General features: G+C 64.5%; 22 protein-coding genes and 1 pseudogene. 15 read left to right on the forward strand and 8 right to left on the reverse strand.

What is annotated here, in order from left to right:
- The first annotated feature begins 197 nt into the window (after window positions 1-197).
- Window positions 198-1901: an L-lactate permease gene (locus tag KPL81_RS02110; protein ID WP_219790482.1), complete on the forward strand. Its 1704-nt coding sequence runs from the start codon at window positions 198-200 to the stop codon at window positions 1899-1901.
- A 33-nt stretch (window positions 1902-1934) separates the two neighbouring features.
- On the opposite strand, the gene KPL81_RS02115 is transcribed toward KPL81_RS02110, so the two are convergent.
- Both KPL81_RS02115 and KPL81_RS20815 read right to left on the reverse strand, forming a co-directional pair.
- Window positions 1935-2447, reverse strand: a complete 513-nt coding sequence (locus KPL81_RS02115; RefSeq protein WP_338035583.1) for an FCD domain-containing protein — start codon at window positions 2445-2447, stop codon at window positions 1935-1937.
- Window positions 2448-2544: 97 nt separating this feature from the next.
- Window positions 2545-2766, reverse strand: a pseudogene (locus tag KPL81_RS20815) (GntR family transcriptional regulator); the annotation flags it as partial.
- Between the two features lie 145 nt (window positions 2767-2911).
- Between KPL81_RS20815 and glcD the strand changes: the two are divergent.
- The 5 genes from glcD (at window position 2912) to KPL81_RS02140 (ending at window position 7836) form a co-directional block, all read left to right on the forward strand.
- Window positions 2912-4408 (forward strand): glycolate oxidase subunit GlcD, encoded by a 1497-nt coding sequence (glcD, locus tag KPL81_RS02120; RefSeq protein WP_209473744.1) that lies wholly within the window; start codon window positions 2912-2914, stop codon window positions 4406-4408.
- 12 nt (window positions 4409-4420) lie between these two features.
- Window positions 4421-5512 carry a glycolate oxidase subunit GlcE gene (gene glcE / locus KPL81_RS02125; RefSeq protein ID WP_219790483.1) on the forward strand — a complete coding sequence of 364 codons (1092 nt, stop codon included), beginning with the start codon at window positions 4421-4423 and terminating at the stop codon, window positions 5510-5512.
- A gap of 18 nt (window positions 5513-5530) precedes the next feature.
- Window positions 5531-6778, forward strand: coding sequence for a glycolate oxidase subunit GlcF (gene glcF, locus KPL81_RS02130; protein ID WP_219790484.1), 1248 nt, complete (start codon window positions 5531-5533; stop codon window positions 6776-6778).
- 186 nt (window positions 6779-6964) lie between these two features.
- On the forward strand, window positions 6965-7366 hold the full coding sequence (locus tag KPL81_RS02135; protein WP_219790485.1) for a GlcG/HbpS family heme-binding protein: 402 nt from the start codon (window positions 6965-6967) through the stop codon (window positions 7364-7366).
- 218 nt (window positions 7367-7584) lie between these two features.
- Window positions 7585-7836 (forward strand): hypothetical protein, encoded by a 252-nt coding sequence (locus KPL81_RS02140; RefSeq protein ID WP_219790486.1) that lies wholly within the window; start codon window positions 7585-7587, stop codon window positions 7834-7836.
- Between the two features lie 54 nt (window positions 7837-7890).
- Here KPL81_RS02140 and KPL81_RS02145 read toward each other — a convergent pair whose 3' ends face one another.
- The gene (locus KPL81_RS02145; RefSeq protein ID WP_219790487.1) at window positions 7891-8805 is read right to left on the reverse strand and encodes a choline sulfate utilization transcriptional regulator; all 915 of its coding nucleotides are present in this window, start codon (window positions 8803-8805) and stop codon (window positions 7891-7893) included.
- Between the two features lie 137 nt (window positions 8806-8942).
- On the opposite strand from KPL81_RS02145, the gene betC reads away from it, so the two are divergent.
- The 7 genes from betC (at window position 8943) to KPL81_RS02180 (ending at window position 17209) form a co-directional block, all read left to right on the forward strand.
- Window positions 8943-10469, forward strand: coding sequence for a choline-sulfatase (gene betC, locus KPL81_RS02150; RefSeq protein WP_219790488.1), 1527 nt, complete (start codon window positions 8943-8945; stop codon window positions 10467-10469).
- Between the two features lie 2 nt (window positions 10470-10471).
- Window positions 10472-12142 carry a SulP family inorganic anion transporter gene (locus KPL81_RS02155; RefSeq protein WP_240549011.1) on the forward strand — a complete coding sequence of 557 codons (1671 nt, stop codon included), beginning with the start codon at window positions 10472-10474 and terminating at the stop codon, window positions 12140-12142.
- Between the two features lie 129 nt (window positions 12143-12271).
- The gene (locus KPL81_RS02160; RefSeq protein ID WP_240549012.1) at window positions 12272-13921 is read left to right on the forward strand and encodes a BCCT family transporter; all 1650 of its coding nucleotides are present in this window, start codon (window positions 12272-12274) and stop codon (window positions 13919-13921) included.
- Window positions 13922-14059: 138 nt separating this feature from the next.
- Window positions 14060-14326: a DksA/TraR family C4-type zinc finger protein gene (locus KPL81_RS02165; protein WP_209473751.1), complete on the forward strand. Its 267-nt coding sequence runs from the start codon at window positions 14060-14062 to the stop codon at window positions 14324-14326.
- A gap of 120 nt (window positions 14327-14446) precedes the next feature.
- Window positions 14447-15346: a DMT family transporter gene (locus KPL81_RS02170; RefSeq protein WP_209473752.1), complete on the forward strand. Its 900-nt coding sequence runs from the start codon at window positions 14447-14449 to the stop codon at window positions 15344-15346.
- Window positions 15343-15924 carry a gamma-glutamylcyclotransferase gene (locus tag KPL81_RS02175; RefSeq protein WP_219790489.1) on the forward strand — a complete coding sequence of 194 codons (582 nt, stop codon included), beginning with the start codon at window positions 15343-15345 and terminating at the stop codon, window positions 15922-15924. The genes KPL81_RS02170 and KPL81_RS02175 overlap by 4 nt, the downstream gene beginning before the upstream one ends.
- Window positions 15925-16039: 115 nt before the next feature.
- The gene (locus tag KPL81_RS02180; protein ID WP_240549013.1) at window positions 16040-17209 is read left to right on the forward strand and encodes a GGDEF domain-containing protein; all 1170 of its coding nucleotides are present in this window, start codon (window positions 16040-16042) and stop codon (window positions 17207-17209) included.
- 65 nt (window positions 17210-17274) lie between these two features.
- Here the strand turns inward: KPL81_RS02180 and KPL81_RS02185 are convergent, their stop codons facing one another.
- The 5 genes from KPL81_RS02185 to KPL81_RS02205 all read right to left on the reverse strand — a co-directional run bounded on the left by KPL81_RS02185 (window position 17275) and on the right by KPL81_RS02205 (window position 22612).
- Complete coding sequence (locus KPL81_RS02185) at window positions 17275-18042, reverse strand: glutaredoxin family protein (protein WP_219790491.1); 768 nt, start codon at window positions 18040-18042, stop codon at window positions 17275-17277.
- Window positions 18043-18095: 53 nt separating this feature from the next.
- Window positions 18096-18938 carry a carbohydrate ABC transporter permease gene (locus KPL81_RS02190; protein WP_219790492.1) on the reverse strand — a complete coding sequence of 281 codons (843 nt, stop codon included), beginning with the start codon at window positions 18936-18938 and terminating at the stop codon, window positions 18096-18098.
- Window positions 18935-19822, reverse strand: coding sequence for a carbohydrate ABC transporter permease (locus KPL81_RS02195; protein WP_219790493.1), 888 nt, complete (start codon window positions 19820-19822; stop codon window positions 18935-18937). The genes KPL81_RS02190 and KPL81_RS02195 overlap by 4 nt, the downstream gene beginning before the upstream one ends.
- 187 nt (window positions 19823-20009) lie before the next feature.
- Entirely contained in the window at window positions 20010-21329 is a 1320-nt protein-coding gene (locus KPL81_RS02200; RefSeq protein WP_219790494.1) for an ABC transporter substrate-binding protein, read from the reverse strand.
- Window positions 21326-22612: an ABC transporter ATP-binding protein gene (locus tag KPL81_RS02205; RefSeq protein WP_219790495.1), complete on the reverse strand. Its 1287-nt coding sequence runs from the start codon at window positions 22610-22612 to the stop codon at window positions 21326-21328. The genes KPL81_RS02200 and KPL81_RS02205 overlap by 4 nt, the downstream gene beginning before the upstream one ends.
- Window positions 22613-22817: 205 nt before the next feature.
- Between KPL81_RS02205 and KPL81_RS02210 the strand changes: the two genes are divergently transcribed.
- Window positions 22818-24389 (forward strand): bifunctional GNAT family N-acetyltransferase/carbon-nitrogen hydrolase family protein, encoded by a 1572-nt coding sequence (locus KPL81_RS02210; protein WP_209473760.1) that lies wholly within the window; start codon window positions 22818-22820, stop codon window positions 24387-24389.
- Window positions 24390-24393: 4 nt separating this feature from the next.
- The gene (locus KPL81_RS02215) at window positions 24394-25206 is read left to right on the forward strand and encodes a M90 family metallopeptidase (protein ID WP_219790496.1); all 813 of its coding nucleotides are present in this window, start codon (window positions 24394-24396) and stop codon (window positions 25204-25206) included.
- Window positions 25207-25218: the final 12 nt, after the last annotated feature.

The following is a 25218-nucleotide window of genomic DNA, read 5'->3' on the forward strand; positions in this document are numbered from 1 at the left end:
TCATTGATTTCAAAGAAATAAACCTGGACCACCCGGCACAGTGACAAGGCCTTCATATTGGTAAGACCAATGAACCGTGGATAGCAACTTACCAGCACTCTCCGTATCGTTGCCGCCTGGCCGGCCACGGCAGAAGCGCCACGCCGGGTGACCTTCGCCCTGCCGGACGCCAATAAGGAGACATCCGAGGAAACGTCATGACGGATACCACCCTAGCACTTCTTGCTTTCACGCCACTGATCCTGGCTGGCGTGCTGCTCATCGGTTTTCGCCTGGCGGCACGAACCGCCATGCCGATCGTCTTCGTGGTCACCGCCCTGATCGGGCTGTTCGCCTGGGAGATGAGCTTCAACCGGGTACTGGCCTCCACATTCCAAGGCCTGCTCCTGACCGTGTCGATCCTGTGGATCATCTTCGGCGCCATCCTGCTGCTAAACACGCTGAAGCACTCCGGCGGCATCGCGGCCATCCGCAACGGCTTTTCCGGGATCAGCCCCGACCGTCGCGTGCAGGCACTGATCGTCGCCTGGCTGTTCGGCTGCTTCATCGAAGGCGCCTCGGGCTTCGGCACCCCGGCGGCGGTGGCAGCCCCGCTGATGGTTGCACTGGGCTTTCCCGCCCTATCCGCCGTGGTGGTGGGCATGATGATCCAGTCCACGCCCGTCTCCTTCGGCGCGGTGGGCACCCCGATCGTGGTCGGCGTGTCCGGGGGCGTCAACATGAATGCCATCACCGAGCAGCTCGAGGCGGGCGGCTTCACCTGGCTCGAGTACTTCCGTCTGATCGCCGCGGAAGTCGCCATCGTGCATGCCATCGTCGGCATCCTGATGCCGTTGATCATGGTGGTGATCATGGTGCGCTTCTTCGGCGCCAATCGCTCCTGGAAGGAGGGGCTCTCGATCACCCCGTTCGCCCTCTTCACCGGCGTGGCCTTCGTGGTGCCTTATGCCCTGGCGGGTGTACTGCTGGGGCCGGAATTCCCCTCGATGATCGGCGCCATGGTGGGGCTTGCCATCGTCGTGCCCGCGGCACGCCGCGGCTTCCTGCTGCCCAAGGACAGTTGGGACTTCCCCGAGCGCGACGCCTGGCCGGCCGGCTGGATCGGCAAGATCGAGATCAAGATCGACGACATCGCCGGCAAGACGCCGCTCTCCACCTGGATGGGCTGGCTGCCCTACGTGCTGCTGGCGCTGTTCCTGGTGGCATCTCGCGTCATCGACCCGCTGCGTGAGGCGCTCACCGCCTTTGCCTTCGGCTGGAGCAACATCCTCGGCGAAACCGGCGTGTCCGGCAGCATCGCCCCGCTCTATCTCCCCGGCGGTATCCTGCTGATGGTGGTGCTGGTCACGGCGGTGCTGCATCGCATGCGCATCGGCGAGCTCAAGGCCGCCTTCGGCGAATCCTCACGCACCCTGCTCGGGGCCGGCTTCGTGCTGATCTTCACCATTCCCATGGTGCGCATCCTGATCAACTCCGGCGTCAACGCCGCCGACCTGGTCTCCATGCCGGTCGCCATGGCCCAGTTCGTGGCCGACAGCGTGGGCAGCGTCTACCCCTTCTTCGCCCCCGCCGTGGGTGCGCTGGGCGCCTTCATCGCCGGCTCCAATACGGTATCGAACCTGATGCTGGCCGAGTTCCAGTTCAACGTGGCCCAGCAACTCGGTCTTTCCACCGCCTTCATGGTGGCGCTGCAGGCCGTCGGAGCCGCCGCCGGCAACATGATCGCCATCCACAACGTGGTGGCGGCATCGGCCACCGTGGGCCTGCTCGGCCGCGAAGGCGAGACGATCCGCAAGACTATCCTGCCGACGCTCTACTACCTGGTATTCGCCGGCGCGATCGGCTTGATCGCCTTCTATGCACTCGGGGTGTCGGATCCGCTGATTCAGGTCGGGGGGTAATCCCCCGACGCCGCTGCCATCAGGGCAGCGGCGTCACTCCCACTCCTGCAACCGCATGGCCGAGCGCTCCAGGCGCTGATCCTCGGCCTCGATCTCTCTCAGCTCCGCTTCGATCGCCGACAGGTGATCGAGCGCGGCGCGCCGAGCTGCCTGGGGCTTGCCTCCCATCACGGCCCGGTAGAGCCGGGCGTGTTGGCGGTTGATCATCTGCCGCGGCGCCTCGCGGTGATAGAGGTTCTTCACCGAGGCGAATACCGAACTCAACAGCAGGTCGGTGAGCGACTGCAGCGTGTGCACCAGCACCGGGTTGTGCGATGCCTGGCAGATCGCCAGATGGAAGGCGTGGTCCAGGTGCGCCAGCCGCTCCACGTCGATCTCCTGTCCCGCCTCGACGTACTCGACCATCGCCTCGTAGCGACGCTGGATCAGCACCCGATCCGCCGGCGTGGCGCGCTCCGCTGCGAGACTGGCCGACTCGCCCTCCAGCAGCGAGCGCACTTCCAGCAAATCGAACAGCGTACGAGGGTGGTCGCGAAACAGGTGCATCAAGGGGCTGTCGTCCCCCCCCCGGCACCAGCGCCGCCACCACCGATCCGCGTCCTTGACGGGTGACGATGATGCCCTTGCTGCGCAGCACCCGCAGGCCCTCTCGTAGCGAGGTCCGCGAAACGCCGAGGCGATCGCACAGGCGTCGCTCGGAAGGCAGTAACTGCCCAGGGCGAAAGACGCCATCGAGTATCAACTCCTCCAGACGCGCCGCCACGGCATCGGGCGTACGCATCGGCGACAGCGGCTCACTATCCTCAAGCATGGGCTCCTCCGGCACGCAAGGCAGCGACTTGTATCCGTCGAGCGGTTGGGCCATGGTGTGACATGAAAATATTTTCCAAGATAGCTGGAAATAACTGGTAATACCAGTGGACCGGATGCTGGACAGGACGACCGGCTGGGCGCAAATTGGGCCCTGCACCAGGACAACCCTGCCGCCAAGACTCGCAACGAGGCGCTAGATGAACATCCTCTACGATGAACGACTCGACGGCCCGGCCCCCGAGCAGGACAGGGCAGCTATCCGCGACAGTCTCGCCCAGGCCATTCCGGACATGACCCTGTTGCACCGCGAGGAGGACATGCGCCCCTTCGAGTGCGATGGCCTTTCCGTCTACCGCACCCTGCCCTTGCTGGTGGCGCTACCCGACTCCCTCGACCAGGTCCAGCGCCTGCTGGTGGAGTGCCACCGCCTGGGCGTACCGGTAGTCACCCGTGGTGCCGGAACGGGGCTTTCCGCCGGCGCCCTGCCGCTCACGCATGGCGTGCTGCTGGTGATGTCGCGCTTCTCGCGCATTCTCGAGATCGACCCCGAGGCGCGTATCGCCCGGGTCGAACCCGGCGTGCGCAACCTGGCCATCTCCGAGGCGGCTTCGCCCTACGGGCTCTACTACGCGCCGGACCCCTCGTCGCAGATCGCCTGTTCGATCGGCGGCAACGTTGCCGAGAACGCCGGCGGCGTGCACTGCCTGAAGTACGGCCTCACCGTGCACAACGTGATCAAGGTCGAGATTCTCACCATCGAAGGCGAGCGCATGACGCTGGGCAGCGATGCGCTGGATGCGCCCGGCTTCGACCTGCTGGCGCTGTACAACGGCTCCGAGGGCATGCTCGGCGTGGTCACCGAAATCACCGTCAAGCTGCTGCCCAAGCCGGAGGTGGCCAAGGTGCTGATGGCCAGCTTCGATGACGTGGAGAAGGCCGGCAACGCGGTCGGCGCCATCATCGAGGCCGGCATCATCCCCGGTGGCCTGGAGATGATGGACAAGCTCGCCATCATCGCTGCCGAGGATTTCATCGGCGCCGGCTACCCGGTGGATGCCGAGGCGATCCTGCTGTGCGAGCTCGACGGTGTCGAGGCCGATGTCGACGATGACTGCGAGACCGTGCGCCGCGTGCTCGAGAACGCCGGCGCCACCGGTATCCAGCAGGCCCGCGACGACGCCGAGCGCGCCAGGTTCTGGGCCGGGCGCAAGAACGCCTTCCCCGCCGTGGGGCGCATGTCGCCCGACTACTACTGCATGGACGGCACCATCCCGCGGCGCGAGCTGGCCCGCGTGCTCAAGGGCATCAGCGACCTCTCCGAGCGCTACGGGCTCAAGGTGGCCAACGTCTTCCATGCCGGCGACGGCAACATGCACCCGCTGATCCTGTTCGACGCCAACCGCGAGGGCGAACTGGCCGTGGCCGAAGCGCTGGGTGGCGAGATCCTCGAGCTGTGCGTCAGAGTCGGGGGCACCATCACCGGCGAGCACGGGGTCGGTCGCGAAAAGATCAACCAGATGTGCGCCCAGTTCCGCCCCGACGAACTGGCCACCTTCCGCGCTACCAAGGCCGCCTTCGATCCACGCGACCTGCTCAACCCGGGCAAGAACATCCCCACCCCGGCGCGCTGCTCGGAGTTCCGCACCATCAAGAGTGCGAGTGCTGATACCGCGCCCGGCAAGTTGCAAGGCTGAACGGGAATGACCATGGCTAACACAACGCATCTCACTGACCATGATGCCAGCGCCGCCCTGGCCGAGCGCATCCGCCAGGCCGGCAGCGAGGGCACGTCGCTGCGCATCGTGGGTGGCGACACGCGCTTCTTCTATGGCCGCGAGGTGGCAGGCGAAGTGCTCTCCACCCGCGAACACCGCGGCATACGCTTCTACGACCCGGTGGAGTTGGTAGTGTCGGTGCGCGCCGGCACCCCGCTCAGCGAACTCGAAGCCACCCTGGCCAAGCATGGCCAGATGCTGCCCTTCGAGCCGCCGCGCTACGGCGAGGTCAGCACGGTCGGAGGCATGGTCGCCACGGGGCTCTCCGGTCCGCGTCGCCCCTGGGCCGGCAGCGTGCGCGACTTCGTGCTGGGCGCCCGGGTCATCAACCACGAAGGCATCGAACAGCGCTTCGGCGGCGAGGTGATGAAGAACGTCGCCGGCTACGATCTGTCGCGCCTGATGGTCGGCGCCCAGGGCACCCTGGGGCTGATCACCGAGGTCTCGTTCAAGGTGCTGCCGATGCCCGGCGCCACCCGCAGCCTGCACTTGGAGCTGCCGCTCGACGAGGCCCGCCAGCGCCTGGCCGAGTGGGGCCGCGAGCCGTTGCCGATCAGTGCCGCGGCCTGGCTCGATGGCGCCCTTCACCTGCGCCTGGAAGGCGGCCCCAGCTCGGTGGCCGCCACCCGCGCACGCATCGGTGGCGACGACCTCGAAAACGACTTCTGGGCCGCCCTGCGCGACCAGCGCCTGGCGTTCTTCCGTGCCGGCCAGGCGCCGCTGTGGCGCCTCTCGCTGCCCCACCGCACGCCAGCGCTGGACCTGCCCGGCATCGACGAGAGCCACATGATTCACGATTGGGCCGGTGCCCAGCGCTGGCTACGCGCCGAGCTGGATGCCGAGGCCGTGCGCCGGGCCTGCCAGACAGCCGGCGGCCATGCCACCTGCTACGGCCCACGTCCGACCGCGATAGAGCCCTTCGCGCCGCTTCCCGAGGTACTGATGAAATATCACCGCAACCTCAAGGCCCAGCTCGACCCCAAGGGAATCTTCAACCCCGGCCGGCTCTACGCGGCGCTCTGAGAAGCACAGGATCTCGACATGCAGACGCACTTCACCGAGGAAGCCCTCAAGCAGCCGCACATCCAGGAGGCCGACCGCGTCCTGCGCAGCTGCGTGCACTGCGGCTTCTGCAACGCCACCTGCCCTACCTACCAGTTGCTGGGCGACGAGCGCGACGGGCCACGCGGGCGCATCTACCTGATGAAGCAGATGCTGGAGAACCCGGACGACAGCGAGAACGTCACCGAGCAGACCCGCCTGCACCTGGACCGCTGCCTGACCTGTCGCAACTGCGAAACGACCTGCCCCTCGGGCGTGGAGTACCACAAGCTGCTCGACATCGGCCGCGCCGAGATCGAGCGCCGCGTGCCGCGCAGCACCGCCGACCGCGCCCAGCGCTACGTCCTGCGCAAGACCCTGGTCGAGCCCAAACGCTTCCAGGCGCTGCTCAAGCTGGGCCAGACCTTCCGCCCGCTGGTGCCCGGCAAGCTCAAGGACAAGCTGCCACCCAAGCCGGTGGATGCCGGCACGCGCCCCGACCACCAGCGTCATGCGCGGCAGATGCTGGTTCTCGAAGGCTGCGTGCAGCCGGGCCTCTCGCCCAACACCAACGCCGCCACTGCGCGGGTGCTCGACCGCCTGGGCATCGGCCTCACGCCGGTGGCCGAGGCCGGCTGCTGCGGCGCCATCGACTTTCACCTCAATGCCCAGGACGACGGCCGCGCCCGTGCACGGGCCAACATCGACGCCTGGTGGCCGCATATCGAGGCCGGCTGTGAGGCCATCGTCCAGACCGCCAGCGGCTGCGGCGCCTTCGTCAAGGAGTACGTCGACATCCTCAATGACGACCCCGCCTACGCCGACAAGGCCAGGCGGGTGAGCGAACTGGCCAAGGACCTGGTCGAGGTGCTGCGCGAAGAAGACCTGCAAGGCTTGAAAGTCGACGCGGGCCGCAGGCTGGCCTTCCACTGCCCCTGCACCCTGCAGCACGCCCAGCGGCTCGGCGGCGCGGTGGAGGGCGTGCTGGTCAAGCTCGGCTTCACCCTGACCCCGGTAGCCGACGCCCACCTCTGCTGCGGCTCGGCAGGCACCTACTCGATCACCCAGCTGGAGCTGGCCACCCAACTGCGCGACAACAAGCTCAACGCCCTTGAGGCCGGCAACCCGGAAACCATCGTCACCGCCAACATCGGCTGCCAGACCCACCTCAACGGCGCGGGGCGCACACCGGTCAGGCATTGGATAGAAGTTGTCGATGACGCATTGGCACCGCCCGTAAGCAGCTAGCTTCGTCGGGTAGCGAGTAAGAGAGCATTCAGCACCGCATCCGATGAGCGACGGGGACAAGCCAAAGCGAGGGTCTTTTGCCATGGATGGCAAAAGTAGCGCCCAAGTACGGGTTCACAGCGCCCTCGCGTGGCTTTGTCGCCGGGAAGCTCATCACCGACAACATTGCGACTCAAGGAGAGTCCCATGAAGACCAAACCCGTACTCACCCTGACCGACGTCAACGCCATCCTCGACGCGGCCCAGCAAGAAGCCGAAGCCAACGACTGGAAAGTGACCATCGCCGTGGCCGACGACGGCGGCCACCTGCTCGGCCTGCGCCGCCTCGACGGCGCCCCGGCCATGACCCCCGACATCGCCACCCAGAAAGCCCGCAGCTCGGCGCTCGGTGCCCGCGAAACCCAGGCCTTCGAGGACATGATCAACGGCGGCCGCAACGCCTTCCTCTCCGCGCCGATGCAGGGCCTGCTCGCCGGCGGCGTGCCGGTAATGGTCGAGGGCCAGATGGCCGGCACCGTGGGCGTTTCCGGCGTCAAGCCCGATCAGGACGTACAGGTCGCCAAGGCCGGCATCGCCGCCGTCGGTTGATCTCCTCTCGCCATCAATGCCATGCGCCCTGCCCGCTCACGTCGGCAGGGCGCTGTCGTTTCGGTATGAATCGCTACGGCGATCTATACTGACAGCGCCCGACCGCAGCTCCACCACCTGGCCAGCAGCCGGAGCACGACTGGGCAACTGACGCGAGGCATTCATCGGGGGCCCGGCCTGGGTAGCATCGTAGGCCGCGCCCAACGGGAGGAACCACAATGATCAAGAAACTCTTTGCCGCCCTGGTGCTGATGGCTTTCATGGCACCCGCCTGGGCGCATATGTGTCCATCGCTGTTGTCCGATATTGACCAGGCACTGGAGGATGATGCCAAGGTTTCCCAGCTCAGCGAGGACGAGCTGGCCCAGGTACGCGACCTGCGCGAGCAGGGCGAGAAATATCACAACGATGGCGACCACGACCAATCGGTAGAGGTTCTGAACCAGGCCAAAGAGATCCTTGGCGTCTGAGCTATGCCGGGCGTGAATTAACCGCGCCCGGCATTCCTCTCCCAGCAGTTCTCTTCAGACTTCCGCCTGAGCCGCACATTCCAGCACCCACTCCTGTAGCGCCCGCTTAGCTTCACCCGGCGAATCGGGGCGCGCATCAATCAGCCCATAACCCTGCGTCGAGCGCAGCATCAGCTCGTGCAGACCGACCAGCATGCCGCCGTCGAGCAGGTCGTCGACCAGGCCTCGCCAGCCCATGCCGATGCCCTGCCCGGCAATCGCCGCCTGGATCAGCAGGGTGTAGTTGTTGAAGGTCAGCTCCGACGCTTCCTGATAGTCGATGCCCGCGAGTTGTTCGAAGTAGCGCGGCCAGTCCAGCCAGCTCTGGCCCTGGTCGGCGGTCAGGGTCAGCAACGGTAACTCGACCAGCCGTTGCGGCGAGTCGATGGGCCCAGCCTGCTCTAGAAACCCCGGACTGCAGACCGGCAAGACCAGCTCCGGGAACAGCCGCGGCACCCCGGAAGCCAGGGTGCGCTCATCACAGAACAGGATGGCCACATCGACTTCCTGGGCCCGCCAGTCAAGCACGCCCTGGTTGGTCACGATACGCACATCGATATTCGGATGCCGCTCCCGAAAGTGCGGCAGCCTCGGCATCAGCCAGTAAGCCGCGAACGAGAAGTCGGTCAGGATGTTCACGTGGGGGTGGCGATGCTTGTGCTGCAAGCGATCGATTGTACGGTCGATGGTCGCGAAGCCCTCCTGCACGCTGACGAACAGCGCCTGTCCCGCCTCGGTCAGCCTCACTCCACGATAGATGCGCTCGAACAAAGGCAAGCCGAGCTGTTCTTCGAGGCTGCGAACCTGCTGGCTGACGGCCGACTGGGTCGAGCGAAGTTCACGTGCCGCGGCGGTGAAGCTCAGGTGCCGGGCAGCCGCCTCGAACACACGCAGGCTATTGGGCGAAGCCGCCCTGGCTATCCATGACATTAGTTAGGCTAATGCCTCCCATAAAAATTCATCGAGTTTACAGACAATGAGATTAGCAGGGAGACTGTTTAAAGAGCCTGCCACGGTGTGGCTCGAGCATGACATACCTGTGCGCAGCGACAAGCAAGAGAGGCCCCATGACCCGCAAGCAACCCAATATCCTGTTCCTGATGGCCGACCAAATGGCCGCATCGGCGCTGCCCATCTACGGCCATTCGCTGGTCAAGACACCCAACCTGTCGCGCCTGGCCGCCGAGGGCGTGGTGTTCGACTCCGCCTATTGCAATAGCCCGCTGTGCGCGCCCTCGCGCTTCACGCTGATGGCCGGCCAACTGCCTTCGCGTATCGGCGGTTATGACAACGCCGCCGAATTCGCCTCAGACATTCCCACCTATGCCCACTATCTGCGCGATGCCGGCTATACCACTGCGCTGTCGGGCAAGATGCACTTCTGCGGACCCGACCAGCTGCATGGCTTCGAGGAGCGCCTGACCACCGACATCTATCCGGCCGACTACGGCTGGTTCGTCGACTGGGAGAACTTCGAAATACGGCCGAGCTACTACCACAATATGTCATCGGTGATTCAGGCCGGCCCCTGCGTGCGCTCCAATCAGCTCGATTTCGACGACGAGGTCACCTTCCGCGCCAAGCGTTTCCTCTACGACTACGTGCGCAACGGCGAGCCGCGACCGTTCTGCCTGACCGTGTCGCTGACCCACCCGCATGACCCCTACACCATTCCGCAAGAATACTGGGACCGCTACGACCACGACGCCATCGACATGCCGCGCGTGCCCTACTCGCGCGAGCTGATGGATCCCCACTCCCAGCGCCTGCGTCATGTCTATCAGCTCGACGAGGACACCATCAACGACGAGCAGATCCGCAACGCGCGGCACGCCTACTACGGAGCGCTCAGCTACGTCGATGATCAGATAGGCGAGGTGTTGAAGACCTTGAAGGAGACCGGTCTCGATGAAGACACCATCATCGTGTTTTCCGGCGACCACGGCGACATGCTCGGCGAGCGCGGCCTGTGGTACAAGATGAGCTGGTTCGAGGACTCGGCACGGGTGCCGATGATCTTCCACGCTCCCGGCCGTTTCTCCCCGGGACGCGTGCGCGAGTCGGTGTCGACCATGGACCTGCTGCCGACCTTCGCCGAACTCGCCCATGACGGCGCTGCACCGGAGTACGCCGTACCCGTCGACGGGCGCAGCCTGCTGCCGCATTTGAGCGGCAACGGCGGCCACGACGAGGTGATCGGCGAATACTTCGGCGAGGGGGCCATCGCGCCGCTGCTGATGATTCGCCGCGGCCGTTACAAGTTCGTCCACTCCGCGCCTGATGCGGACCAGTTGTTCGATCTCGAGGCAGACCCACTCGAACTCGACAATCTGGCCGAGGATCCCGCCCACCTGGACCTGTGCAAGCAGTTTCGCGACGAAGTCGCCAGGCGCTGGGATTATGCGCGGCTGCACGACGAGGTAATTGCCAGCCAGCGTCGCCGCAAGCTGGTGTCGCGTGCGCTCATGAAAGGCAAGGTCACGCCCTGGGATCACCAGCCGGCATTCGATGCCAGCACCCAGTACATGCGCAACACCATCGACCTTGACGATCTCGAGCGGCGAGCACGCTTCCCGGTAGCTGCCGCCGAATAGTCATGATGACGCCACCGACCTCAATCCACCGGCACCCAGCCAGACTGCAACGCTGGTTGCCGTTTCTCGGCTGGCTGCCGCAGCAGACCCCGCGTTCGCTGCGTGACGATGCCGTTGCCGGTTTGACCGGTGCGGTGCTGGTCGTGCCTCAGGGGGTAGCCTACGCCTTGCTGGCCGGGCTGCCTCCCGAGTATGGCCTGTACGCCGCCATCGTGCCGACGATTCTGGCCGCCCTGTTCGGTTCCTCGCGATACATGATCAGCGGACCGACGGCGGCGCTGTCGATCGCGCTGTTCGCCACTCTGCAGCCCTTTGCCGAGGCGGGAAGCGGCGAGTTCATCGTCCTGGTGCTGACGCTGACCTTTCTCGCCGGTGTCTTCCAGCTCTTGCTGGGGCTGGCACGTTTGGGCGTACTGGTCGATCTCGTCTCGCACTCGGTGGTGACGGGGTTCACCGCTGGCGCCGCGCTGATCATCGCCACCAGTCAGCTACCCTACGCGCTGGGGCTTGCCCCCCTGGGAAGCAGCGGTTTTATCGCCACATGGCCACAGCTATTGGAACGGCTAGACAGTATCCGCCCCGATAGCGTGCTGCTCGCCGGATTCACGCTCGCCGCCTGCCTGGCGTTTCGGCATTGGCTGCCACGCTGGCCGGGCATGCTACTGGCACTGCTGGCCGCCTCGTTGCTGGCCGCCTGGCTCGACCCGGCGCATGCTGAGATACTGCGCATCGCGGCGATCCCCACCGGCCTGCCTCCGCTCTCGATACCAGACCTCTCGTTGGAAACGCTGCGCCTGCTGACGCCCGGCGCCATCGCCCTGGGGTTGCTGGGATTGGTCGAAGCCGCAGCGATTGCACGAGCACTGGCAGCCCGCACCGGCCAACGACTGGACAGCAATCAGGAGTTCATCGGCCAGGGACTCTCCAACATCGGCGGCGCCTTCTTCTCCGGCTATGTCTCGTCGGGGTCCTTCACTCGCTCGGGACTCAACGCCAGCGCCGGGGCCTGCTCGCCGTTGGCAGCGATTTTGTCAGCGCTGTTCCTGGTGCCGATCATGCTGCTGGCGGCACCACTGCTGCATCACGTGCCGATGTCGGCCATGGCAGGCCTGTTGCTGCTGGTCGCCGCTCGGCTGATCGACTGGCACAGCATTCATGAGGCACTGACCACCAGCCGTTCGGAGATGGCCGTCTTGCTGGTCACCTTCATCAGCACGCTGCTGTTGGCGCTGGAATTCGCCATCTATTTCGGCGTGCTCGCCTCGCTGGCTCTCTACCTGCGCCGCACTACCCGCCCGCCTGTGGTGAAAGACACGCTATCCCAGGCGCCCCAAGCGATCCAGCAGGCCGTGGAAGCGCCGAGCTGCGACGTCGTCAGGATCGATGGATCACTGTTCTTCGGTGCCTGCGAGTCGATCACCCGACGACTCGACAAGTACGACCGACCGAACCTGGTGGTCCTGGCAGCGGGCATCAACTTCATCGACCTGAGCGGCATTCACCTCCTCCAGCGCCAGGCACACCGCTGCCATGCCCGCGGTGGAAAGCTGTACCTGGCCTGGATCAAACCCGACGTGTTAGCCCGCTTGCAACGGGGCGGTCTCGTCGACAACGATCACCACGATGACAAGCCATTGGCACTGGCAATACGAAATACGAGAGGAGGCTCATGACGGATGAACCATACAGGCAGAGGAATTACCTGCAGCGGCTCCATGTTCTTCAAGGTCTGCTTATGACAGTTAATTCAATGCCCTACAATTTATAATAACTCTATATCTTATAATAAGGAGTGTTTCCCCATGACTCTATCAAGCGACTCGACGTCGCCCCCCGCACCAAGCGACATGCAGACGGACTACGTGGTCGGGCAGGACAATATTTCCGGGCGACTTGGCCCTATCGGCTTCGATATCCACAACCGTGTCTTCGTCGTATCGGCACTCGCTTCGGTCATCTTCATCGTCCTTACACTGCTGTTTCCGGAAAGGGCGGGGAGCCTGTTCCAGTCCATCGTCAGCTTCTCGACCGGGACGCTGGACTGGTATTTCATGATCGTGGTGGATTTCTTCATCCTGTTCTGTCTGGCGCTCATCGTCCTACCCTATGGCTCGGTCAGGCTGGGAGGGCCGGATGCCCGACCGGAGCACAGCTATTTATCCTGGTTTGCCATGTTGTTTACCGCTGGCATCGGCATCGGGCTGCTGTTCTTCAGTGTGCTGGAGCCGGTCTACCATGCCAACGTCTCGTTGCCATTGAGCATTCCCTCCCCTTTTGGAAGCGAGGGCGAACTGAACGCGGAGGCCATTCCCCAAGCCACCGCCCTGGGCCTGGCCGGCACTTTTCTGCACTGGGGCATCCATGGCTGGGCCGTCTATGTAGTCATGGCGTTGGCGCTTTCCCTTTTCACCTATAACAAGGGCCTGCCCTTTTCCATCCGTTCGGCGTTCTTCCCCATCCTTGGCGAACGTGTCTGGGGCTGGTGGGGTCATGTGATCGACATCCTGGCGGTATTCTCCACCCTGTTTGGCCTGGCCACGGCGCTCGGGCTCGGTGCACAGCAGGCCAATGCTGGGATGAATTTCGTCTTCGGCTTGGAGATCAGCACCACCTTCCAGGTCATCGTCATCGTGCTGGTGACGGCGGTGGCCCTGGTATCGGTCTGGCGCGGACTCGAGGGCGGCGTGAAGAAGCTCTCCGAGATCAACATGATCCTGGCCGTGCTGTTCTTCTTCTTCGTACTGTTCGCCGGCCCGACCCTGGTGGGTCTGAGCGGATTCTGGACGGGACTTTCCACCTACTTCACGGACTTCATCCCGTTATCCGCTCCCTTTGGACGTGACGATGATGCCTATCGCCAAGCCTGGTCGGTCTTCTACTGGGCCTGGTGGGTCAGTTGGGCGCCGTTCGTCGGCATGTTCATCGCCCGGGTGTCGCGTGGCCGCACGGTACGGGAGTTCGTGATCTGTGTACTGGTCATTCCCAGTCTGTTCATCTTCATCTGGATGGGCGTGTTCGGCGGCATCGCGCTCGACCAGCTCTATGCCGACCCAGCGGGCAGCCTGATCAAGGATTATGTGATTGACAATTACAGCCCTGAGCTGTCGCTGTTCGGCATGCTGAATGGACTGCCGCTGACGGGCCTGATGTCGACCCTCGGCATCACCCTGGCGTTGATCTTCTTCGTCACCTCGTCGGATTCCGGCTCCCTGGTGATCGATACCATCACCGCCGGTGGCAAGATCGACGCCCCCAGGCCCCAGCGGATGTTCTGGGCCACGGTGGAGGGCCTGATCGCCATCGTGTTGCTGCTCGGCGGCGGCCTGTCGGCGCTTCAAGCCGGGGTGACGGCGACGGCGATCCCGTTCTCCATCGTCATGCTGCTGATGTGCTACACCATCATCAAGGCGCTCAATGGCGAACTGGGCCAACTGCGCCGCAAATCCGCCTGAAGCATCCGGCACATGTGATAACGACTCGCTCCCCTGGGCTCCGTCGAGATGGGCCCCGGGGAGTGGTCCGAACCGTTCGGATGGCCCAGAATGTCAGGATGAGTAGACGGCGCCTCGAGGGCCGAAGGAGACGACATCATGGCAGGTGGCTGGTCGCGCGACGGAGCGGTGCAAGAGCAGATCGACAGCACCGTGGAGGATGCATTGCAGCGGGCACGCAGCGAGCTGCCCCGGGGCGAGAGCCTGACCCACTGCGAAGAGTGCGACGAGCCCATTCCCCAGGCCCGCCGCGAGGCCATGCCCGGCGTACGCCTGTGCATTGCCTGCCAGAGCGAGCGCGACAAGCAGCGCACCACCTACAGCGGCTACAACCGGCGTGGCAGCAAGGACAGCCAGCTGCGCTGAGCGTCGCACTCGGAAAACCTCTTAGCCTCCTTATCATTTGCACCGCTGCGACGGCTCGATATCATGGCGCCATTGCCGGCCCCGGTACCAGCGGGGCTTCTTTATGCTCATGAGGCCGCCATGCCGCTGCTCTACTTCCTGCCACCGCTGGGTGCCGTGCTGATCTGGTCAGGCAACATGACCATCAATCAGCTTACCGTCGGGGCCATCGCGCCTAGCAGTATCGCCTTCCTGCGCTGGGTACTGGCACTCGCCGTGCTCACGCCGTTCCTGCTCCCGGCCGCCTGGCGCCACCGCGATGCGCTGCGCCGCGAGTGGCCCAAGCTGGCCATACTGGGCCTGCTCGGTATGGGGCTGTGGCAGGGGCTCGCCTATATCGCCGCCGAGACCACCACCGCCACCAACATGGGCATTCTTGCCGCCATGGTACCGTTGCTAACGGTACTGCTCAGCGCCTTGATCCTGCGCGAGGCGCCCAGCCTCGGCGGTACGCTGGGCGGGCTTGTTGCCCTGTTCGGCGTGCTGGTGCTGCTGGGAAGGGGTGATCCACTTGCATTGCTCGACCTTGAAGTGGCACTCGGCGACCTGCTGATGGTGGTCGCCGCCACCTGCTACGCGCTCTACGGCGTGATGCTCAAGCGCTGGCCGTTGGGCCTGCCGCCCTGGGTGGTACTCTATGGCCAGGTGGTTTTCGCCGTGCTGTTCCTGCTGCCGCCCTACCTGATGGGGCCGATGACGCCAGTCGACGGCCATAACGTATGGCTGATCCTGTATGCCGGTATCCCTGCCTCGATCATTACGACCTTCCTGTGGATGCGCGCCATCCGTCAGATCGGCGCCAGCCAGGCCAGCATCTTCATCAACCTGATGCCGCTGTTCAGCGCGCTGATCGCCATGGCCTTCCTCGGCGAACGGATCTCGTCCTTCCACTTCATCGGCGGGACACTGGTGCTGGCCGGGGTGATCATGGCCCAGACGTTGACTCAACCACTCGTACGCAGAGCCACGCGCAGCCAATGACCCACGACACCACTCTGTTGAATCGAGAGAGGAACTTCTTCACTGACGGCGAGACACTGTGGCTGTTCGGCTACGGCTCGCTGATCTGGAAGGCCGAATTTCCCTTTCACGAGCTCCGCCCCGCCCACATCGAGGGTTGGGCCCGACGCTTCTGGCAGGGCTCTCACGACCACCGCGGCACGCCCGCAGCCCCAGGGCGTGTAGCGACCCTGGTCGAGTCGCCCGGCGCGATATGCCAAGGCATGGCCTACCGTATCGACGCCGAAACCCTGGGCCCGCTGGATGTGCGCGAGAAGAACGGTTATCTGCGTGAAAGGGTGATGCTGCACTTCCACGACGGCAGCCACGCCGAGGGATTGATCTATCTTGCAGGCGAACACAACGCCGCCTTCCTCGGCGACGCTCCGCTCGATGCCATGGCCCGGCAGATCGCCACCGCGCAGGGCCCAAGTGGCTTGAATTGCGATTACCTGCTGAAGCTTGCTGCCGCGCTGGAGGACCTCGGTGCCCAAGATGCACACGTATTTGCCTTGGTGGAGCGTGTAAAGGAGATAAAGAAGAGAGCAACAAAGAAGTAAAGTTAGGTCTTTTTTGGCCGATAACCCTTTCAGAGCACCAAGCCAAAAAATGGTGCCATCATGTGAGGGGGGGCCGGCTGTGAAAGAAACCTTGCTACAAGCCGTTGAGTTGGACTTGAGCAGGCCCTGGCATCGCTTGCGCTTCAGCCACGCCGTGGAGACACGCTTCGAAGCCGATACCTCCGTTCAGCGCGGTCGTCACTTGGTGATCGCCGGTATCATGGCGTTGGTCATCTACGACCTCTACATCATCAACGACTATGCCTTCCGCCCTGAAGCCGTGCACATTGCCGCCTGGATCCGCTTCGGCCTGATGACACCCTTGGCTCTCGCAGTGTTTTACTGCATACGCCGCGGGCTACCGTCGCTCCTGCGCGAGGCGGCGATGGCGGCCACCATCGTCGTGGCCATGCTGCTCTCCAACGTGATCTTCTTCCTGTCCAAGTCCCCCTATTCGTTTCTCGATACCTTCTCGTTCGGGTTGATCCTGCTGGTCGGCAATATCGTGCTTTCGCTGCGTTTCGCCTTTGCTGTCGGCTCGTCGCTGTTCTGCGCTCTGATCGTGGCTACGTTCGTGGTGACCTACGAGCCCATGCCAACGGAAGTGAAGATCAATACCCTCGTCGTCTTTACCTCAAGTGCGCTGTTTACATTAGTGGCCAACTTCCGCCTGGAAGCCAGCGAGCGGCAGTCCTATCTGCTGCTCCTGCGCGAGCAGTTACGCAACCAGGCCGCCCGGAAGGACAACCAGGTCTTGGCCAAGATATCGATTACCGATCCCTTGACCGGGGTCGCCAACCGACGCCATTTCGACACCATGCTGGAACAGCGCTGGGACGAAGCCATCGCCGAGAGAACAATGCTCGGCATGCTGGTCATCGATATCGACTATTTCAAGCATTACAACGACCATTATGGCCACTTGAAGGGAGACGCCTGCCTGCGCCAGGTTGCCCAGGAGATACAGAACCATATCCGCCAGGAGGATGATCTGGTGGTGCGTTATGGTGGCGAAGAATTCGTCGTGCTGCTGCCCAACGCCTCGGCTTCCTCGGCGATGCGCGCTGCCCAGCGCATCCGGCAAGGCATCGAGGCACTCGCCATTCCCCAGGCTGGCCCCGGGGTGATTACCGTCAGCGTCGGCGCAGCGGCCGTGCAACCCTCCGAAACCATGGATCCCACCATACTGCTCTCGATCGCCGACGAAGCGCTCTTCCAAGCCAAGCGGGCAGGGCGCAACCGCAGCGTACTGGCGCCGCTACAGGATGGCCCGCTGCCCGCATAAGCCATCGTGGGCCCGACGATACGACTAAGACCCAGCCGGTACGCCAAGTCGGCACCCGGCACGCCTCACAGTACGTACATGCGCAGTGGCATCCACAAGCCCATGCCGATCATGATCAGGTTCTCGGTCAGCGAGACGAACCCCAGCGGAACCTGGCTGTCGCCGCCCACGCAGGCGCACTTGAGTTCACGCTTGTCGATATAGACCGCCTTGAACACCGAGACGGCGCCCACCGTGCCGATGAACAACGCCACGGGCGCGGCCAGCCACACCAGGGCACCGGCCAGCATCAGGATGCCGGCCAGCGTCTCGGCATAAGGGTAGACGTAGCCGTAGCGCACCTGGCGCTGGGCCAGCAGGTCATAATTGAGGAACATGGTGCTGAAGCTCTCCACGTCCTTGAGCTTCTGCAGCCCCAGCAGGGTCATGGCGATGGCCACGAAGTACTCCGGCATCCTCGCGCTCACCAGCGAACCGGTCGCGGTCCAACTGACGGCCAACCCCATCAGCAGCGCCGTGGCAAACAGCGCGATCACCGGCTGGTAGGTGGTTTCGTCCTCGCCCGGCAAATCCTTGCCGAAATACTCACGCAGCTCGTCGTAGCCGCCGATGCGCTGACCGTCGATGAAGGCCTGAGGCGTCGTATCGACGTCGTGCTTCTGCTTGAACTCCTCGGTCTCCTCCCGCGTGGTCAGGTGATGGTCCTCCACCGCGAAGCCCTTGCGCTCCAGCAGGTCCTTGCTCTTGAGGCCGAAGGGGCACAGGTGCTCCTCCATCACCATGCGGTAGAGCTGGGCGTGCTTGCCCTGTTCTGCCGTCTGTCCTTGTGCCATGACATCTCTCCTTGGGTCATGCATTCACCCCAAGGGTAGTCAATTGACCTTTATCAGCGAATCCCCGCCCTGAGGAACGACTGCACGAACTGGCGCTGGAAGAGCAGGAAGGCGACCAGCAGCGGGGCGATGCTGAGCAGGGTGGCGGCGCTGACGGTGGCCCAGTTGACGCCGGTTTCCGGCGCCGAAAAGATGCCCAGTCCCACGGTCAGCGGGCGGCTGTCCACCGAGTTGGTGACCACCAGCGGCCACAGGAAGTTGTTCCAGTGGTGGCTGATCGAGACCAGGCCGTAGGCCAGGTAGGTGGGCTTGGCCAGCGGCACGTAGACCTTGAGCAGGATCGCCATCCAACCGCAGCCCTCGACCCTGGCAGCCTCCTCCAGCTCACGGGGGATGGTCTTGAAGGTCTGGCGCAGCAGGAAGATGCCGAAGGCGCTGGCAACGTACGGCAGCCCGATGCCGGTGATGGTGTCGACCAGTCCCAGACCGCTGGCGATGCGGTAGTTCTCGACGATCAGCACCTCGGGAAAGACGAACAGCTGGATCAGCACCAGCATGAACAGCACGTCGCGGCCGGGAACGGGAAAGCGGGCGAAGGCGAAGCCCGCCAGGGTGCAGACCACGAACTGTGCCAGCACCACCCCGGTCACCAGCAGGAAGGTGTTGAGGTAGTAGCGGGCGAACGGCGCCTGGACCCAGGCGTCGGAAAAGTTGTCCAGCGTCAGCGGCGCGAGCAGGTCGAAGCGCACCATGTAGGCCGGCGGGTGGAAGGCGGCCCAGACCGCATAGACGAGCGGAAAGATCCAGACGATCGCCAGTAGCCAGGCCGCCGTCGTCTCCAGGCTAGGCACTCGCCAGGCAAGGCGTCCGCGATGAGTGCTGATGGCTTGGTTCATTGATAGTGCGTCCTGCGGTCGAGCACGGTGAACTTGAGCGTGGCCACCACCGCCAGCACCAGCAGGATCACCACGGTGATGGTGGCGGCGTAGGTGCGGTCGAAGAACGAGAAGGCGTTTTCGTAGACGTAGTAGAGCAGCAGGTTGGTGGCGTTGTTGGGCCCGCCCTTGGTCAGGATGAACAGGTGATCGACCACCCGCACCGCATTGATCAGCGCGTTGATCAGCACGAACAGCGTGGTCGGCATCAGCAGCGGGAAGGTCACCCGCCAGAAGAAGCTCCAGCGGCTGGTACCCTCCAGGTCCGAGGCTTCCTTGAGTTCCGGCGGAATGCTCTGCAGCGCCGCCAGGTAGAAGATCATGAAGAAGCCGGCCTCCTTCCACACCGTCATCACGATCACCGAGGTCAGCGCAACACCGGGATCGCCCAGCCAGTTGACACCCGAAAGCCCCAGCGCTCCGAGCAGCTTGTTGAACAGGCCGATCTGCGGGGCATAGAAGAACATCCAGATATTCGCCGCGGCGATCATCGGCAGGATGGTCGGCGTAAAGTAGGCCATGCGTACCAGGCCGCGCCCCGGCAGGCGGGCGTTGACGAACAGCGCCATGCCCAGCGCCAGGGCGATGGAAGTGGGAATGGTGCCCAGTGCATAGAGCAGATTGTTGCGCGCCACTTTCCAGAATGTGGCGTCCTCGACCAGCATGGCGTAGTTCTCGAGCCCGACGAATTCAGGCGGCGCACCGCGAAAGCCGGGAAGGAAGAAGCTATTGATCAGCGTGGCCACGGTGGGCAGGTAGGCAAAGGTGCCGAGCAGCACCGCCGCCGGCAGCAGCAATAGCGCGCCATAGATCTGCATGCGTCTGTCGGCGTTGTGGATCAGCATGGCTTGCCCCTGCTTCCCTTTGCCTCTCTTTGTTGAGTCCACGAAAGGAAGCGCTGCACAAATAGGCGAGCGAGATGAAGCGCAAGGCGCACGGAGCACAGGAACCGGAGCCTATGGGGTATAGGTGAGGATTCCGAGCACCGCGCAACGCCGCGATTCGCTCGCGCAGCCATTTGTCAGTGTTTCCTCAACGTGAACGCGCGTAGCGGCGCAAGGCAGCATCGGCCTCCGCCTGGGCCTGCTTGAGCGCCTCCTCCGGCGACATCTGGCCGGTCAGCGCCGCCTGCACGGCATTGTCCAACGCCCGGCGTACGCGTCCGCCCTGGTAGGTGGCCAGCTCCGCGGTGGCGTGCTCGAGCTGGTCGCGGGCCACCGCCGCCGGCGGGAACTCCTCGACGTAGTTGCGCAGCGCCTCGGTCTCGTAGGCCGCCGGGCTCACGCCCATGTAGCCGGTCTCGATCGACCAGGCCGCGGCGCGCTCAGGATCGGTCATCCAGCGGATAAAGGTCATCGCGGCGTGCAGCTCCTCCTCGCTGGCGCCCTTGAACAGATAGAAGTTGCCACCGCCGGTGGGGCTGCCGCGCTGTTCCTTCATCGGCAGCATGGCCACGCCGAAGTCGAAGGAAGCCTCATTGCGTACTGCGGTCAGGTTGCCGGTGCTGTGCCACATCATGGCGGTCGACTCTTCGAGGAAGTTCTGGCGCAGGGTGCCCCACTCGATGGCGCCATCGGGCATCGCTTCGTGCTCCTCGGCCAGCGAGACCCAGTACTCCAGCGCCTCGATGGCGGCCGGATCGTCGAAGTAGACCTCGGTACCCTCTTCGTTCATCAGCCGGTGGCCGTTCTGGAAGGCGAAGGCTTGGAACATCCAGTAGGGATAGCCGGTCGAGGGCACCATCACGCCCCACTGCTCGCCGCCGCTGGCCTCACGCACCGCGGCAGCCATCTCGGCCATCTCCTCCCAGGTCTCGGGCGGCGTTTCGGGGTCGAGCCCGGCCGCCTCGAAGGCGTCCTTGTTCCAGTAGAGCACGATGGTCGAGCGCTGGAAGGGAATGCCGTAGGTCTGGCCGTCGATCCGCCCGTTCTCCATCAGCCCCGGATAAAAACTGTCGAGCCACTCACGCTCCTCGTCGGTCTCGATGACCTCGTCGAAGGCGATGATGGCGTCCTGTTCCAGCAGGTCGAACAAGTCGATGGAGAACAGCACCGAAAGCTGCGGCGCCTCACCCGCCTCGATCGCCGACATCGCCCGCACCCGGGTGTCGTCGTAGTTGCCGGCGTAGATGGCATTCACCGAAATGTCCGGGTGCTCGTTCTCGAACTCGGCCACCAGGCCGTCGATGACATCGGTCAAGGCACCACCCACGGCGACCGGGTAGTACATGGTCAGTTCGGTCTGCGCCTGGGCATTCAACGAGCCGGCTGCTAGTAGACCGGCTACGGTCGCTGCCCCCACTCGATTGGCCTTGGAAAGCTTGCCGAGTACCAAAGAGAAGCGTGCGTTCATCGGTTCACTCCTGAAGAGTCGTTCCCTGCATGGTTGGATGAGGCCCGGGCCTCGCCGTCTTGCACTGCCGTGGCTGCCGTCGCCCTGGCCCCGCCCGACGCAAAGCGATGGCGACCCGAAGGTGCGGCAAGGTCATGCCCTGTGATCGCCAGCCTCCGGCCGCTGCCCGCATCGAAGAAGTGCGCCGCCTCGTGCCGCCACTGCAGGCAACAGGCAGAGCCGACCGCCAACTCCGGCCTGCCTTCGAGTCGTGCGCGCAGCCGCTGGCCGCCGACCTTTAGGCTCACGATACTGTCAGCCCCCAGGTACTCGGTATCGATCACCTCGGCGGGTACGCCGGGGGCGTCGGCCGGCAGCAGGCGAATATCCTCGGGGCGGACGCCGAGCCAGTGGCCCTTGGCCTCGTGCGCCGCCACGCTGCAGTGAGGCTCGCCGTCGATCACCGCCCCGTCGGCGGCAGCGGCGAGCGTCACCAGGTTCATCGCCGGGCTGCCGATGAAGCCGGCGGCGAACGCCGTCGCCGGGCGGTCGTAGAGTTCGTCTGGCGTGCCGTCCTGCACGATGCCGCCGTCCTGCATCAGGATCACCCGGTCGCCCATGCTCATCGCCTCGACCTGATCGTGGGTGACGTAGATCACCGTCATGCCCAGGCGCTGCTGCAGCGCCTTGATCTCGCGGCGCATCTCGCCACGCAGTCGGGCGTCGAGATTCGAGAGAGGCTCGTCCATCAGGCAGATGGGATGTTCGGAGATGATCGCCCGGGCCAGGGCGACCCGCTGGCGCTGGCCGCCGGAGAGCTGGGCAGGTTTGCGCTCCAGGTAGGCCTCTAGGTCGACCAGTTGGGCGACGCGTGCCAGCCGCTCACGGCGCTCGGCCTTGGGCACCTTGCGGCTGCGCAGGCCGAAGACGATGTTGTCGGCCACGCTCAAGTGGGGAAACAGCGCGTAGGACTGAAACACCATGCTGATGCCCCGGTCGCCCGGCGGCAGATGGGTGACGTCGCGCTCGCCGATATGAATGCGCCCGGCACTGGCCTGCTCGAGGCCGGCGATCATGCGCAACGTGGTCGACTTGCCGCAGCCCGAAGGGCCGAGCAGGATGACGAACTCCCCTGGCGTCACGTCGAAGCCGATGGCGTCGACGGCCACCGTGTCGCCCCACTGCTTGCTCACGGCCTCGAGCCGGATGCGCTGGCGCTCCCTCGAACCCCTCTGTTGGCCTGCTGGCTGGTGCCGCAGGCTCGGCTCCGGGGACTGGCCCTGGTTGTTGTTGTCTGGATTCATGCTGCGTCCGCGTTGCCGGTTAAGGCATGGCATGGCTGTCATCGACTCTCCCGAACTCAGCGTAGCCGCAAATTCGACGATGTGCGGCCCATCCTGGCGTCTTCCGGTGACGGCGCAGTGACAAAATGGAGACAGAACGGTAACAATCGGCCGCTCAGCCGAGCATGCTAGAATGCGGGCTTCACCCTGATCAGGACCGAGCGCAATGTCCCTAGACGACCTGCACCTCAATCTCCGCAACCTGACGCAGGACGATTACCCGCAGCTCAAGCAGCTGATGGATGCCGTCTACGACGACATCGGCGGTGCCTGGCCGCAGCACTCCATCGACCGGCTGATTCAGGAATTCCCCGATGGCCAGATCGCCATCGAGGACGACGAGCGGCTGGTGGGCGTGGCGCTCACCGTACGGGTCGACTACGACGAGTTCTCCAACCCGCACCAGTACGACGATCTGGTGGGCAATCGCGAGATCATCCTCAACGACCCGGAAGGCGACGCCATGTACGGGCTGGACGTGCTGATCCACCCCGACTATCGCGGCTACCGCCTGGGCCGGCGCCTCTACGAGGCGCGCAAGGAACTGTGCCGCTCGCTCAATCTGCGAGCGATCCTGGCCGGGGGGCGTATCCCCAATTACCACGCGCATGCCGGGGAGCTCTCGCCCACGGAGTACATCGAACGGGTGGCGCGCAAGGAGATTCACGACCCGATCCTCTCCTTCCAGCTCGCCAACGACTTCCAGGTCAAGCGGCTGCTGCGCAAGTACTTGCCCGAGGACGAAAAATCCCAGGGCTTCGCCACCCTGCTGGAGTGGAACAACATTCTCTACGAGCCCGCCGATCGGGTGCTGGAGAACCGTCCGACCCAGGTGCGCGTGGGGGCGGTCCAGTGGCAGATGCGCGAGTGCGCCTCGGTGGAATCGGTGCTGCAGCAGGTGGAGTACTTCGTCGACGCCATCTCCAGCTACCAGAGTGACTTCGCCGTCTTTCCCGAGCTGTTCAACGCGCCCTTGATGGGGTTGCAGGACCGCGCCACCCAGCAGGACCAGCTCGCCGCCATCCGCTACCTGGCCGGCTTCACCGAGCAGTTCAAGACCGAGATGTCGCGCATGGCGGTCTCCTACAACATCAATATCGTCGCCGGCTCGATGATCGAAGTGGGCGAGGACGACCGGCTCTACAACGTCAGCTACCTGTGCCACCGCGACGGCGACGTCGAACAACAGTCGAAGCTGCACATCACGCCCCAGGAGCGCCGCGAGTGGGTGATCGAGGGCGGCGACGAGCTGCGCGTGTTCGACACCGACGCCGGGCGCGTCGGCATCCTGATCTGCTACGACGTGGAGTTTCCCGAGCTCGGCCGGCTGCTGGCCGACCAGGACATGGACATCCTCTTCGTGCCGTTCTGGACCGACACCAAGAACGGCTACCTGCGGGTACGCCACTGTGCCCAGGCGCGGGCCATCGAGAACGAATGCTACGTGGTGCTGTGCGGCAGCGTGGGCAACGTGCCGTCGATCCGCAACCTGGACATCCAGTACGCCCAGTCGTCGGTATTCACGCCCTCGGACTTCGCCTTCCCCCACGACGCGGTGCTCTCCGAGACCACGCCCAACACCGAGATGGTGATCTTCTCCGACCTAGACCTCACCCGGCTCACCGTGGTGCGCGCCGAGGGCTCGGTGACCAACCTCAAGGACCGGCGCAAGGATCTGTTCGACCTGCGCTGGCGCGATTGGTCGTGGAAATCGGGGGCACGGCAGGAAGAGAGCTGAAGCCATGTTTGGTCGCCTGCGCCGCTGGCGGGCCGAGCGCTTCGAGACCCGCCACCCGTTACCCGCTAACGCCTGGGCCGAGGCCCGCGCGCGCCTGCCGCTGCTGACCTGCCTCGGCAGCGACGAGGCCGAGCGTCTGGGGCGGCGCGCGTGGCGCTTCGTGCATGCCAAGCGGCTGAGCCTGCACCCCGAGCTGGCTTCGAGCACGCCCTTCGATGAACCCGCCCAACTGGCCCTCGCGGCCCAGGCCTGCCTGCTGACGCTGGGCTGGTCGGATGACGATCACGACGAGGCGTACAGCGGTTTTCACGAGATCCTGATCCTGCCCGAGGCCTTCCACCGCCAGGTGGAGGAGATGGATGAATTCGGCGTAATGCACGCCTATGAGGACGAGCGAGCGGGGGAGACCTCGCATCAAGGCCCGGTGGTGGTGGCCTTTCCCGACCTGATGGAGAGCGGCGACTTCAGCGGCTTCAACGTAGTGATCCACGAACTTGCCCACAAGCTCGACATGGGCAACTCGCTCGATGTCGACGGTTTCCCCCCGCTGCCGCGCGATATCAACCCAAAGGAGTGGCACCGCATCTTCACCGCGGTATGGGACGACCTGCAGGCGCACCTCGAACGTGGCGAAGCGCCGCCCATCGACGACTACGCCGCCACCCACCCCGGCGAGTGCTTCGCGGTCTGCTGCGAGCACTTCTTCACCGCCCCCGACGTGCTCGTTGGCGCCTATCCCGAGCTGTACGACCTGCTCAGGCGCTATTTTCGTCAGGACCCGCTAGGCCGCCTGCCCGACGCCACCGCCGATGCTTGAGTTCAGTGCCGC

The sequence above is a fragment of the Billgrantia antri genome (assembly GCF_019430905.1).
GTDB classification, from domain to species: Bacteria; Pseudomonadota; Gammaproteobacteria; order Pseudomonadales; family Halomonadaceae; genus Halomonas; species Halomonas antri.